The sequence below is a fragment of the Vibrio jasicida CAIM 1864 = LMG 25398 genome (genome assembly GCF_000400365.1).
GTDB classification, from domain to species: Bacteria; Pseudomonadota; Gammaproteobacteria; order Enterobacterales; family Vibrionaceae; genus Vibrio; species Vibrio jasicida.
This window is the reverse complement of record NZ_BAOG01000053.1, coordinates 105325-119646: the sequence shown is the minus strand read 5'-3', so window position 1 is coordinate 119646 and position 14322 is coordinate 105325. Positions and strand designations below refer to the sequence as shown.

The 14322-nt window shown below is 45.5% G+C and carries 11 protein-coding genes; 3 read left to right on the top strand and 8 right to left on the bottom strand.

All coding sequences use genetic code 11. The annotated features are described in order from the left end of the window. The first annotated feature begins 92 nt into the window (after positions 1-92). The 3 genes from VJL_RS14755 (at position 93) to VJL_RS14745 (ending at position 4194) form a co-directional block, all read left to right on the top strand. A complete protein-coding gene (locus VJL_RS14755) occupies positions 93-2132 on the top strand; it encodes a sensor domain-containing protein (protein ID WP_038865896.1) in 2040 nt (679 codons plus the stop codon). 149 nt (positions 2133-2281) lie between these two features. After that, entirely contained in the window at positions 2282-3295 is a 1014-nt protein-coding gene (gene ubiU / locus VJL_RS14750; RefSeq protein WP_038878968.1) for a ubiquinone anaerobic biosynthesis protein UbiU, read from the top strand. Between the two features lie 20 nt (positions 3296-3315). Next, positions 3316-4194: a U32 family peptidase gene (locus VJL_RS14745; protein ID WP_038866052.1), complete on the top strand. Its 879-nt coding sequence runs from the start codon at positions 3316-3318 to the stop codon at positions 4192-4194. A gap of 71 nt (positions 4195-4265) precedes the next feature. Here VJL_RS14745 and vmrA read toward each other — a convergent pair whose 3' ends face one another. The 8 genes from vmrA to infB all read right to left on the bottom strand — a co-directional run bounded on the left by vmrA (position 4266) and on the right by infB (position 14306). Continuing rightward, the gene (gene vmrA / locus VJL_RS14740) at positions 4266-5612 is read right to left on the bottom strand and encodes a sodium-coupled multidrug efflux MATE transporter VmrA (protein ID WP_038878966.1); all 1347 of its coding nucleotides are present in this window, start codon (positions 5610-5612) and stop codon (positions 4266-4268) included. 57 nt (positions 5613-5669) lie between these two features. Next, on the bottom strand, positions 5670-6083 hold the full coding sequence (locus tag VJL_RS14735; RefSeq protein ID WP_038865889.1) for a MarR family winged helix-turn-helix transcriptional regulator: 414 nt from the start codon (positions 6081-6083) through the stop codon (positions 5670-5672). A 97-nt stretch (positions 6084-6180) separates the two neighbouring features. Next, positions 6181-7104: a lipoprotein NlpI gene (gene nlpI / locus VJL_RS14730; protein WP_038878965.1), complete on the bottom strand. Its 924-nt coding sequence runs from the start codon at positions 7102-7104 to the stop codon at positions 6181-6183. Positions 7105-7288: 184 nt separating this feature from the next. Continuing rightward, positions 7289-9421, bottom strand: a complete 2133-nt coding sequence (gene pnp / locus VJL_RS14725) for a polyribonucleotide nucleotidyltransferase (RefSeq protein ID WP_038865885.1) — start codon at positions 9419-9421, stop codon at positions 7289-7291. Between the two features lie 319 nt (positions 9422-9740). After that, positions 9741-10010: a 30S ribosomal protein S15 gene (gene rpsO, locus VJL_RS14720; RefSeq protein WP_005380094.1), complete on the bottom strand. Its 270-nt coding sequence runs from the start codon at positions 10008-10010 to the stop codon at positions 9741-9743. Positions 10011-10160: 150 nt separating this feature from the next. Beyond that, positions 10161-11105 (bottom strand): tRNA pseudouridine(55) synthase TruB, encoded by a 945-nt coding sequence (truB, locus tag VJL_RS14715; protein ID WP_038878964.1) that lies wholly within the window; start codon positions 11103-11105, stop codon positions 10161-10163. After that, entirely contained in the window at positions 11105-11512 is a 408-nt protein-coding gene (rbfA, locus tag VJL_RS14710) for a 30S ribosome-binding factor RbfA (RefSeq protein WP_005449148.1), read from the bottom strand. The genes truB and rbfA overlap by 1 nt, the downstream gene beginning before the upstream one ends. 109 nt (positions 11513-11621) lie before the next feature. Then, positions 11622-14306 carry a translation initiation factor IF-2 gene (gene infB / locus VJL_RS14705; protein WP_038865880.1) on the bottom strand — a complete coding sequence of 895 codons (2685 nt, stop codon included), beginning with the start codon at positions 14304-14306 and terminating at the stop codon, positions 11622-11624. Positions 14307-14322: the final 16 nt, after the last annotated feature.

Genomic DNA, 14322 nt, shown 5'->3' with positions numbered 1-14322 from the left:
TAATAACGGTATGTTCAAAGTTATAGTTATCAAAATAGCGTTTTTATTACACGGACGAATAATCAGGCTCATTGGAGATCGGTAACACCTTAATGCCTTCCCAGCAATTACAACATTGGTTTGCAACGCTAACCTCAAATAGCCCTTTCTTTTTTGCCATTCTTGATAAGAAACACAATTATCGAATGGTAAGTGATCGCTATTGTGACATTGCAGGCTTAGGTCATGATGAAATCATCGGCCTTAACGACAGTCAGGTATTGGGAGAGCAGTTCTACAAAAAGCTCGCGCCCTACTATCAGCGTGCCTTCAAAGGCGAGCATGTCGAAGCAGAAATCACACTCGACGAAACCGATCTCGAAACCAGTTTGCACTTCAGTCTTTCTCCGATTCACGAAGAAAACGAAATCCGTTTTGTGGTTTTTCATGCCGTCGATACATCAGAAAAACAAATTCTGGTTCGCTCTTTAGAAGAATCTGAGAGCAAGTTTGCCAAGCTCACCCAGCTCTTACCTGACGGTTTATTGCTTGTTGAAGATGACATTATCATCTCTGCAAACCCTGCTTCAGCTCGCTTACTAGGGTTAAACTCTCCCCACGAATTACTGGGTGAAGAGCTTACTCGCTTGTTCATTGATGAAAACAGCAAAAAGGTTTTCACCCATCGCATCAGCACGCTGTTATCAGAAAAGCCCTTTGTTTGTTTAACCAGCGCACGTTGTGGATTTGAACGTAAAGTCCAATTGCATGCGGATACTACGGCAATTCTTGGTAGCGAGTCCCAAATCATATTGATCCAAGACGCTGATGATGCGCCAAAACTACTCTCTTCTGCCACCAATGAAGACGCACACATTGATTCACTGACCAAGCTGTATAATCGCTTTGGCTTTACTAAACGATTAGAGCAACTTATTAAGAGCCAGACACCGTTACTGGTTTTCTACCTCGACATCGATAACTTTAAGAATATCAATGACTCACTTGGCCACCACATCGGTGACAAAGTAATTCAAGAAGTCTCCGCCCGCCTAAAACGCTCTTTACCTAATCAAGCTATCATTGGTCACTTAGGCGGTGACGAATTTGGCATCATCCTGCCTGAGCCAGAAAACACTCGCATGGCGGAGATTTTATCTGAGCGCATTATTTCTCTGATTAACCAACCTTTCGATCTGCATCATTTCAGTAAACGCCTAGCATGTTCAATTGGCAGTGTGCGTTACCCAGAAGACGGGCAAGACGCGCGCATTCTGCTACAAAATGCTGATACCGCGATGTACGAAGCGAAAGACCGAGGTCGTAACCGTCTGATTAAATTTAACGATCAGATGAACAAAGAAGCACGAATGCGTTTGTGGTTGGAGATCGAGCTACAAAAAGCATTGCAGCAAAACGGCTTAGAAGTATGGTACCAACCAAAAGTTAACGCCCGTGACTTCAGCATTAACGGTGCAGAAGCGTTAGTACGTTGGAAGCATCCGGTTGAAGGTTATATCAGCCCGGGCGCATTTATCCCCGTAGCTGAACGTGCAGGCTTGATTGAACACCTTGGTCGTGTGGTAATGCGCGATGTGTTTAACACCGTAAAGCGCTGGAAACTGCAAGGCATCTTACCGGGACGCGTGGCGATCAACCTCTCTCCAGAGCAATTTGGTAACCCACAACTGATCGACTACATGGAAAAGCTGCTGCGCACTACCGAACTTGACCCAAGTTGTATTACCTTCGAGCTCACCGAAAGTGCAGTAATGAGCGACAGCGAACACACACTGCAAATGCTTAACGCGATCAAAAAGCTTGGTTTTGCTCTGTCTATCGACGACTTCGGAACGGGTTACTCTTCCCTTTCCTACTTAGCTCGCTTCCCTATCGATGAGCTAAAAATCGACCGCGCATTTATCAACGACATCGATACACTACCGAAACAGGTGACGGTGATTGAGAACATCATCAACCTTGGTAAATCATTAGATTTGACGGTTGTTGCCGAAGGTGTGGAAACCCACCAGCAAGCGACACTGCTCTCGAACCTGCAATGTAACTCGATTCAGGGCTTCCATTTTTACCGTCCTCAACCTAAACACGAAGTTGAAGAGTTGTTTGCGCAAAACCGCCGTCATAAGAACTGATCTCAACTGCAACAAAATCTGAGTGTTCCCCCTTACTCTCAAGGGGTAAATCTCAACTTTATTGAGCTAAACCTAACTTAGGTCAATTTCGCTATTCATAATTCTTCATAAAATGCGGGCACCTTTTTATTCTCTAAAATTGTGAGCATATGGAACTCTTGTGTCCTGCGGGTAACTTGCCTGCGCTAAAAACCGCGATTGATTGCGGTGCAGACGCCGTCTATATCGGCTTTAAAGACGACACCAACGCTCGTCACTTTGCTGGTCTTAACTTTAACGGCAAGAAGCTAGAAAAAGCGGTGCAATACGTTCATGACCGCAACAAAAAGATCCACGTTGCGCTCAACACCTTTGCCCATCCAAATGGCTTTGATCGCTGGACAAATGCCGTCGATAACGCAGCGGCTCTTGGTGTTGATGCTTTGATTGTCGCTGACATTGCGGTTCTGGAATACGCTGCTCGCAAATACCCTGAACTAGAATTGCACTTATCTGTGCAAGCCTCAGCGACCAACGTTGCGGCTGTTGATTTCTACAAACAAAACTTCAACGTGAAGCGCGTTGTACTGCCTCGCGTATTGTCTATCCATCAGGTAAAACAGCTTTCTCGCAACATCACCAGCGATGTCGAGCTGGAAGTCTTTGCTTTTGGTAGTTTGTGCATCATGTCAGAAGGTCGTTGTTACTTGTCGTCTTACATGACCGGCGAGTCACCAAACACCGTGGGTGCGTGTTCTCCAGCGAAATACGTTCGCTGGCAAGAAACAGAAAACGGTCTGGAATCTCGTCTTAACGACATCCTGATCGATCGCTACAGCGCCGGTGAAAACGCGGGCTACCCAACCTTGTGTAAAGGTCGTTTCGACGCTGAAATTGAAGGCGAGAAGAAACGCTACCACGCACTGGAAGAGCCAACCAGTTTAAACACCCTTTCTATGATGCCTGAGCTGTTTGCGGCAAATGTGGCTTCAGTAAAAATTGAAGGCCGCCAACGTAGCCCTGCGTACGTAGAACAAGTAACGCGCACATGGCGTGCAGCGATTGATCGTTACCAAGCAAACCCAGAGGCTTACCAAGTAGAAGCGGCTTGGGATGCAGCGTTGGCAAACGTATCGGAAGGTACGCAAACCACACTTGGTGCTTACCACCGTAAATGGCAGTAGAGGTTAAGATGGATAACTCAATGAAATACGCACTTGGTCCGCTGTTGTACTTCTGGCCAAAGCAAGATATTGAAGCGTTTTATGAGCAAGCAAAATCAAGTTCTGCGGACATCATCTATCTAGGTGAAACCGTGTGTTCAAAACGTCGAGAGATGAAACCTGCGCACTGGTTTGATATTGCGAAAGAACTGTCTACATCTGGTAAACAAGTGGTGCTTTCAACGATGGCACTATTAGAAGCGCCAAGTGAAGTCAACATTATGAAAAAGTACATCGACAACGGTGACTTCGCGATTGAAGCTAACGACGTATCTGCGGTTCAATTAGCTTCTGAGCACAAAGTGCCTTTCGTCGTTGGCCCAGCGGTTAACACTTACAACGCGCACACGCTTAACTTGTTCCTAAAACAGGGCATGACCCGCTGGTGTATGCCAGTAGAGCTATCGCGTGAGTGGCTCAGCAACACGCTGGTTCAATGTGACGAACTAGGTATTCGCAATAAGTTTGAAGTGGAAGTTTTCAGCCATGGTTACCTGCCACTGGCTTACTCGGCACGCTGCTTTACCGCTCGTGCAGAAAACAAAGCCAAAGATGACTGCGAAACTTGCTGTATTAAGTACCCAACAGGTATCCAAGTCAGCAGCCAAGAAGGTCAAGAAGTCTTCAACTTAAATGGCATTCAGACTCAATCGGGTTACTGCTACAACTTGGTCAATGATCTCCCGAGCATGGAAGGTTTGGTTGATGTGGTTCGTCTAAGCCCACTCGGTATCAGTACCTTCTCTGAACTAGACCAATTCCGTTCAAACGAGAAAGGCACTAACCCAGGCAAGATCCAAGACCGCCAATGTAACGGTTACTGGCATCAGCTTGCTGGCTTAGAAGTGAAGAACATCTAAGCCCTTCTCAGGGTTTTCAAGCCAATAAAAAAGCGAGGTGTTAACCTCGCTTTTTCGTTTGCGTTTTTCGATTAAGAAACTTGAACACTCGGCTCTACAGAACTCTCATTCATTAACTTCTTAATATCACGCCACAACATACTCATCACCACTAAGCTCAAAGCAATGTTAGACAGTGGGAATGCAATCCAAATACCAGTTACACCAAATAGCTTGGGCATAATAAACAAGAACGGTAATTGGATAACCATGTTGCCAATGGTCACAAACATGGCTTTGCTGCCTTTGTTCACCGATTGGTAGTACGCCGCAGCAACCACTAAGAAACCATCCAAGAACAATGCAAACATATGGAGGCGAATGCCGACCACTGTCGCATCAATCAGGTTTTGATCGGCATTGTTGAACACCGAGACAAACTCATACGGGAAGATGTTCATCAAAATAACAAACGCGACACCACCGAGCACTGACGTGCCCATTGCGACCTTCAACAGCTTACGAATATTGTCTTGGTTGCGTGCGCCATGGTTATAGCTCACTAAAGGCTGCATACCATTAGCGATGCCTTCCGCGATCAAGTAGTAGACCGTAACGATATAACCCAAGATGGCGTAAGCACCAATTAACAGAGCGCTACCATACTGAGCAAACAGCGCGTTGTGCAGCGCGACCATCATTGAGCCGTATGCGTACATGAAGAAGCTTGATGTGCCGATCATGACAATCTTAGGGATAACATCAAACTGCATCTTCAAGTCACTGAAAGACAAACGCATGTTGGCTCTGGAAGTAAAGAAGTATCCCACACCAAGAATGGTGACCACCATCTGTGCTAACGCAGTCGCAATAGCTGCGCCCTCAAGCTCCCAACCAAGCCAAGCAATAAATAGGTAATCAAGCACGATATTGATCACGGCACCAATCACCATCAAGATGGTGGCTAAGTTCGGGCTATCATCGTTACGCAGCAAAAACGGCACTGCGATTGAACCTAACGAGAACACACACGCAACGCTTAAGATGTGCAGGTACTGCAAACCAAGTTCGTATACTCGCCCTTCAGCCCCTTGCCAACGAATAAAGTCATCAGCGAAGAAGAACAAAGTTGTTGCTACGACAGGCATCAAAGCAACTAAAAGCAAAAGACCAGTTGAAAGAATACGTTTAGCACCTTCACTGTCTTTTTCACCTTGTTTGATAGAGGCGAGTGCACCCGTACCTACGCCCACCATCATACCAATACCAAGTATCGAGCCAATGATCGGCCAGGCTACATTGATCCCGGCTAATCCATCAGCCCCTACATAACGACCGATAAAAATGCCATCTACGACTTGATATAAGCCGTTGACCAACATGGCTGCAACGGTCGGAATTGTGTATTTCCAAAACTGTTTATATATAGAGTTTTGCATGACTACCACCAATAGTTAGCAAGGCTAACTAAATAGATAAAAGAATAAAATGTATGTTTAGTTTCCGAGCGCTTTATCCAGTAGCGCTTTCAGTTGCTGTGCTTCTTGTTTATCAAGTTTACGCACGAGTTGTTCAGAAATATCCTTGTAAACCACTTGCTCTAACGACATTTCTTGAATGACTTCTTCCGTTAAAAGAACACGCTTTGAACGTGCATCTTCATTACAAGCAATGCGTTGTACTAATCCTTTTTTCTCCAAACGAACCACCATGTTAGAAGCGGAAGGTTTTGTCACCTGAAGATCCTCAGCAAGGTCCGTAATTCGAACGCCCTCTGGGTAAAGCTGGATCACTCGTAGATAATCAAACTCGTTAAAGCTCAAATGAGAAAGCGGATCTTCCTTGGCATAAACACGCCACGCTTTTGCACAAAAACGTTCCAAATCAATCAAGCTTTTTTCTAATGCCATTGAGTACAATCCATTTAGTTAGCAAGGCTAACTATTTTAGTGAAGAGGTTCAAAATCTTCAAGCACAAAAAAGCCGCTCTAAGTGAGCGGCCTTCTGTTATTTTGCTTCTTCTTTTTGTTGCTCGGCTTTGAGTTTAGCCAGCTGTTCTTGTTGTAGCCTATCGTATATTTGAGCCAACTCTAGGAAAGAGTAACGATGCTCAACATACTCATACACATTGAAAGAAATCGCCAATTTATACAAGGCAATTGCATCAGCCACATCCCCTTCCAGTTGATAGCGCTTACCTAAATAAAAGTAGGTTTCTGTCAGGCGCTCCGCAAGGCGGTAATTTTCACGCGTGCCATCCATAATAGCTTTAAGTGCGGCATCATCTGACACATCACGAAGCATAATGGCAACAAGCACCCATCCCCACTCTTCGCTGCGATCACGTTGGTAGCGTTTCTCTAAGTTCGCTTTCGCTTGCTCAGGGTTTTGCTCTGCTTCTATGATGTATAACCATAATGCACGGAATGGGTCACTAGGCATCTCTTCGTAGTGCTTAGTCATGTCCTCTAAAGCAAGATCAATTCGACCGCCGTAGTACAACGCAATGGCTCGATTACGTTCTGCGTAAGAGTTTTCTGGTGCTAATTCTAACGTTGAGTCAAAGGCTTCATAAGCCGCATCAAATTCACCTACCTGGGTAAAGTACACCCCAAGTAAGTTAAATATATCAGGTTGAGCAGGGTTTAATTGTAGAGACTGGTTGAAGTCCAAACGAGCAAGATCACGAAGACCAACGCTGTCGTAGTAGTTACCACGTTCGTAATGCATTTTTGCGCGCACTTCATCACTTAGATCAGGGCGTTGTAAAAGCTGAGACAGACGCGCGATCTGAACCTCTTGTTGAACACTCGGCTGCAGAGGAACTGCCATCGGTGGATAGATCCATTTCTCCGATGATTGTTGAGATGTATTAGCACAACCGGTCAGCGCGATAGCAACACATAAACTTGCGGTTTGAAACCATTTCACTAATTAGTACTCCTGTTTGGACCGCTCTGGGTTTGTTTCTCTTTTATGCACTATAGGATAGTTAACCTCATTTGAGGGTAAATACTTCGAAACAAACCAAAAAAAAAGGGAGCGAAAATGCTCCCCTTTTATAGCATGCTTTCAGGCTCTTAAGCTAATAAAAGACCAAAAGTCGAAACTAAGATTACTCACCTTTCGCTTCAGATGCGTCAGACGCCTCTTCTGCTGGCTTCTCTACTGCTTCTTTCATGCTTAGACGTACACGGCCTTGACGGTCGATTTCAAGAACTTTAACTTGAACTTCTTGACCTTCAGCTAGGTAGTCAGACACTTTCTCAACACGCTTCTCAGCGATTTGTGAGATATGTACTAGACCATCTTTACCTGGAAGGATAGTAACGAATGCACCAAAGTCTGCTAGACGAGCTACTTTACCAGTGTAGATACGGCCTACTTCAACTTCAGCAGTGATCTCTTCGATACGGCGGATAGCTTCTTTCGCTGCAGCACCTTCAGTTGCTGCAATCTTGATAGTACCGTCGTCTTCGATTTCGATAGTTGTACCAGTTTCTTCCGTTAGAGCACGGATAACTGCACCACCTTTACCGATAACGTCTTTGATCTTCTCTGAGCTGATCTTCATTGTATGAATGCGAGGAGCAAATTCAGAGATGTCTTCACGAGCACCAGAGATTGCTTCATCCATTACAGATAGGATGTGCTTACGTGCACCTTGAGCTTGGTTAAGCGCAATTTGCATGATCTCTTTGGTGATACCTTCTATCTTGATGTCCATTTGAAGTGCAGTGATACCAGATTGAGTACCTGCTACTTTAAAGTCCATGTCGCCTAGGTGGTCTTCGTCACCAAGGATGTCAGAAAGAACAACGAAATCGTCACCTTCTTTAACAAGACCCATTGCGATACCCGCAACAGAAGACTTGATTGGCACACCTGCATCCATAAGAGCAAGAGAAGTACCACATACAGAAGCCATTGATGAAGAACCGTTAGATTCTGTGATTTCTGATACAACACGTACTGTGTATGGGAACTCATCTACAGATGGCATTACTGCAGCGATACCACGCTTAGCCAGTTTACCGTGGCCGATTTCACGACGCTTTGGAGAACCTACAAAACCTGTTTCACCTACACAGTATGGAGGGAAGTTGTAGTGTAGTAGGAAGTGATCTTTACGCTCACCAGTTAGCTCATCAATGATTTGAGCGTCACGTTGTGTACCTAGAGTCGCTGTAACGATCGCCTGAGTTTCACCACGAGTGAATAGCGCGCTACCGTGGGTACGTGGAAGAACGCCAGTACGTACGTCTAGCGCACGAACCATGTCTTTCTCACGACCATCGATACGTGGGTTACCAGCGATGATGCTACGACGTACAACTGTCTTCTCTAGATCGTGGAAGATAGTGTGGATTTCTTTAGTGTTCGCTTCTGGATCTTCAGCAAGTAGCACTTCGTTTACTTCTGCCGCGATTTCGTGAATGCGGTCGTAACGAGCCATCTTTTCTGTGATTTGGTAAGCTTCAACAAGTTTCGCTTCTGCTAGCTCAGCAATCTTGTTGTTAAGCGCAGTGTTCTCTTCAGGAGCAACCCAATCCCAAGCCGGAGTAGCAACTTCAGCTTTGAATTCGTTAATCGCGTTGATAACAACTTGTTGTTGGTCGTGACCGTAAACAACCGCAGCTAGCATTTCTTCTTCAGTTAGGTTGTCTGCTTCTGATTCAACCATTAGTACCGCAGATTCTGTACCTGCAACCACTAGGTCTAGCTTAGATGCATCTAGCTCTGTGTTGCTTGGGTTTAGAACAAGTTGGCCATCAACGTGACCAACACGCGCAGCACCGATAGGACCGTTGAACGGGATACCAGAGATAGCAAGCGCAGCAGAAGTACCGATCATTGTTACGATATCTGGCTGAACGTCTGGGTTTACAGACATTACTGTCGCGATAACCTGAACTTCGTTTTTGAATGCATCAGGGAATAGTGGACGAATTGGGCGGTCAATTAGACGAGCTGTTAGCGTTTCGCCTTCAGAAGGACGGCCTTCACGCTTGAAGAAACCACCAGGGATTTTACCTGCCGCGTAAGTACGCTCTTGGTAGTTTACTGTTAGTGGGAAGAAATCTTGGCCTGCAACCGCTTCTTTCTTACCTACAACTGAAACGAATACTGCTGTATCGTCCATTGTAACCATTACTGCAGCCGTAGCTTGACGTGCGATAACGCCAGTTTCTAGAGTAACTGTGTGGTTACCGTACTGGAACGTTTTAACAACTGGTTTTTCGAACATTGTTATTCCTTGTTTCCGAGCGTTCTTTACGAATAAAGGCGCCTCAGAGTGTGTTAATTGACACTCAAGGTATTACGAATCGCGACTAGTAAAAATGGACTGAGTCAGACTGAAGTACACTTTTAATAGTCGCGACCTTTTGGTCGACTTGGTTGACTGTAATACGATGAGCTTAGTGAAAATCTCAAAACGAGATTTAGCCGCGTGTAGTATAACGGCATAAGTTTGATTTGGCTAAGTTATAGCAGCCAAAATAAGTAACGGGCAACAAAAAAGGGGCATAAAGCCCCTTTTAGACAAACTGCTATGCAGTCGCTTATTAGCGACGTAGGCCTAGACGCTTGATTAGGTCTTGGTAGCGAGCTAGATTTTTACCTTTTAGGTAATCTAGAAGCTTACGACGACGAGAAACCATACGTAGAAGACCACGACGGCTGTGGTGATCGCCTTTGTGTGCTTTGAAGTGACCTTGTAGGTGGTTGATAGAAGCTGTAAGTAGAGCTACTTGAACTTCTGGTGAACCAGTGTCGCCTTCGCCTTGTGCGTATTCTGCAACGATTGCTGCTTTAGTTTCTGCATTCAGAGACATAATTCTCTCCTAATAAGAGTAAGTTTAAAGTTGTAGCAGCCAATCTCTGATTCAGCCGCTACGCGAAGCGCGAATTATAGGGAAGTTTCCTTATCCGCGCAATACAAAAATACCGGCGATTTCGCCGGTATTTTCAATTCATTGGTGAGCTTATGCTTCGTCACGGAAAACCACTAAACGCTTTGGTGCCACTTTTCCGTCATCGTTTAGTTCAGCGACTCCGATGAAAAGTTTCTCTTCACCTGAAGTCATGCGAAGTGGCGTACCAGCAGGTGCGCCGAACACCTGTACAGGCATACCATGCTGAACAAGATTGGTAAGCTCTGCATTGAGGTTTACTTCTGGTAAATCTTCAACCGCAGTATCCATTGGTAGCAATAACGGATCAAGCAGCTCTTTTGGCGCAACTTCATCGCGATGAGCTTGCTCCAGAAGTTCGTTTAAGTGCTCTAACGTCACCATTTTCTCATATGGGTACTTAGCAACACCCGTACGACGCAGCATCGTCACGTGCGCACCACAACCAAGCATTTCACCAAGATCATCAACGATAGTACGGATGTACGTGCCTTTAGAACAATGTACTTCCATCTCAACTTCATCGCCTTCAAAACGGTGAAGCACAATTTCGTATACCATGATCTTACGAGACTCACGTGGTACTTCGATACCTTTACGCGCGTACTCATACAATGGTTTACCTTGGTACTTCAATGCAGAGAACATTGAAGGTACTTGGTCTGATTCACCACGGAACGTGTCGATGCACGCTTCTAACTTCTCAAGGTTCACGTCAACTGGACGCGTCTCTACCACTTCGCCATCAGAGTCAGACGTATCAGTACGCTCACCCAACTTTGCGATTACGCGGTAGCGCTTGTCTGAATCCAACAAGAACTGAGAGAACTTAGTTGCTTCGCCTAAGCAGATTGGCAACATGCCCGTCGCTAGTGGGTCCAATGCACCCGTATGACCTGCTTTTTCAGCAAAGAAAATACGTTTTACTTTTTGCAGTGCATCATTTGAAGAAATACCTGTTGGTTTGTCCAACAAGATAACGCCATTAATTGGACGACCTTTACGACGACGAGCCATTACTCTTCCCCTGCCTGATCTTCTTCGCGACCTGAATCTTGCTGTTTACGTTTATCTTCGCTCACAACTTCAGACACTAGGTTCGACATACGCATACCTTCTACTAGTGTGTTGTCGTAGTAGAAACGGATTTCAGGCGTTAGACGTAGGCGAATACGCTTACCAAGCATCATGCGAATGTGCACTTCGTGCTCACGTAGTGCTGCTAGGCATGATTCTGGCGTTTGCTCACCCACACATAGGAAAGTAACGAATACTTTTGCGTAAGCAAGATCGCGTGATACTTCTACATCAGAAATCGTAACCATGCCTAGGCGAGAGTCACGAACTTCACGTTGAAGAATCATCGCAAGTTCTTTTTGCAGCTGCTGTGATACGCGCTGCGTGCGGCTAAATTCTTTTGACATATTCATTCTCTTAAATAGAAAGAATGGGGGGATGGTCAAGCCAGCCCCCCATGGTGTATTCAACAACCAATTACTATTTGTCTTTCAGACGTTTAGTAATTTTAGTCAATTAGTCTAGAGTACGTTTGATTTCAACGATTTCGAATACTTCGATCTGGTCGCCAACGCGAACGTCGTTGTAGTTCTTAACGCCGATACCACACTCGTAGCCATTCTTAACTTCTTGAACGTCATCTTTAAAGCGACGAAGTGATTCTAGCTCACCTTCGTAGATAACAACGTTGTCGCGTAGAACGCGGATTGGGTTGTTACGCTTAATCAGACCTTCAGTAACCATACAACCAGCGATTGCACCCAGTTTCGGTGACTTAAATACGTCACGTACTTCAGCAAGACCAATGATTTCTTGCTTGAATTCTGGAGCAAGCATACCGCCCATTGCTTGTTTAACTTCGTCAATCAATTGGTAAATGATTGAGTAGTAACGTAGATCAACGCTTGCTGCTTCAATCGCACGACGAGCAGAAGCATCAGCACGAACGTTAAAGCCAAGGATGATTGCGTTAGAAGCTTCTGCAAGTACTGCATCAGTTTCAGTAATACCACCAACACCAGAACCAACGATGTTCACTTTCACTTCGTCAGTAGACAGTTTCAGTAGTGAGTCTGCAATCGCTTCTACAGAACCTTGTACGTCTGCTTTTAGTACTACGTTTAGTTCAGCAACTTCACCAGCAGTCATGTTAGAGAACATGTTCTCTAGTTTAGATTTCTGCTGACGAGCAAGTTTCACTTCACGGAACTTACCAGCACGGTAGTTTGCTACTTCACGTGCTTTACGCTCGTCACGTACTACTGTTGCTTCATCACCTGAAGATGGTACGCCTGAAAGACCTAGGATCTCTACAGGGATAGATGGACCAGCTTGAGTGATTTCTTGACCTAGTTCGTCACGCATTGCACGAACACGACCGTATTCTTGGCCACAAAGAACGATATCGCCTTTGTTTAGCGTACCTGATTGAACAAGTACGGTTGCAACTGGACCACGACCTTTATCTAGGCGAGATTCAACAACAACACCAGACGCCATGCCTTCAGCTACAGCCGTAAGTTCAAGAACTTCAGACTGAAGAAGGATAGCTTCTAGAAGACCATCGATATTTGTACCCTGTTTAGCAGAGATGTGAACAAACATGTTCTCACCGCCCCACTCCTCAGGGATTACGTCGTATTGAGCTAGCTCATTCTTAACGTTATCTGGGTTCGCGTCTTCTTTATCGATCTTGTTCACAGCAACAATCAGAGGAACACCAGCCGCTTTCGCGTGCTGAATCGCTTCAACTGTTTGTGGCATTACGCCATCGTCTGCTGCTACAACAAGAACAACGATATCTGTCGCTTGAGCACCACGAGCACGCATTGCAGTAAACGCTGCGTGTCCAGGAGTATCAAGGAACGTGATCATACCGTTGTCAGTTTCAACGTGGTAAGCACCGATGTGCTGTGTGATACCACCCGCTTCGCCTGAAGCAACGTGTGTACGACGGATGTAGTCAAGTGTTGACGTTTTACCGTGGTCAACGTGACCCATGATAGTTACAACTGGAGCGCGAGGTACTGCTTCTGCGTTAGTGTCGCGATCAGATAGTACTGCTTCTTCCAGTTCGTTCTCTTTACGAAGAACGACCTTGTGACCCATTTCTTCAGCAACAAGTTGTGCTGTTTCTTGGTCGATCACTTGGTTGATAGTCGCCATAGCGCCCATCTTCATCATCACTTTGATAACTTCTGTCGCTTTAACCGACATCTTGTTAGCAAGTTCAGAAAGAACGATTGTTTCGCCAATTACTACGTCTTGTTTTGCTACAGTAGCAGACTTATCGAAACCGTGTTGCATTGAAGTTGGCTTAGCAAGTTTGCCTTTGTTACGGCCCTTACCACCACGTTGGTTACGACCACCACGTGACTGCTCTTCTCTAGCTGGTTTCTTCTTCTTACGACGAGCACCGCCTTCTTCTTTACGGTCAGCTGCATCTTCAGCTTCACGAGCGTACGTAGAAGTGGTTACGTGGTAGTCAGAGTTTTCAAGTTCTTTCTTCTTAGACTCTTCTTCAGACCAACGAGCTTCGTTTTCTTCTGCAAGTTTACGAGCTTCTTCAACAAGCTTAGCTGCTTCTTGCTCAGCTTTACGTTGGGCTTCTTCTTCCTGACGACGCTTTAGCTCGTCAGCTTCTTTCTTCGCTTGCGTATTAACATCCGCATTTTTTGCATTCATGTCTTTCTTAGCCTTTTCAGCTTGTGCGCGTTTTGCCTTTTCTTCAGCGTCACGTTTTGCATCCGCTTCACGTTTCACTTTCTCTTCGGCTTCGCGCTGTGCTTTCTCTGCAGCTTCACGTTTGGCTTGTTCTTCTGCCTCACGCTTCGCAAGCTCTTCAGCTTCACGCTTTGCTGCTTCCTCAGCCTCACGTTTTGCATCGTCTTCGATAGTGCTGCGCTTCACATACGTGCGCTTCTTACGCACTTCTACTTGAACATCCTTACTTTTGCCGCCACCTGCTGCAACACTTAGTGTGCTGCGAGTCTTACGCTGAAGCGTCAGTCTAGTAGGTTCAGATTCGCCCGACGTATCGCCGTGCTCTTTCTTCAGGTGAGAGAGAAGCTTTTGCTTCTCTTCATCCGATACATGGTCAGAACTCGCTTTGTTCATGCCAGCGTCAGCAAGTTGTTCCATTAAGCGGTCGACTGGAGTACCAATCTCTTCACTCAGAGCTTTAACTGTTAATTGTGTCATGCCGCTTCCTCCTTGC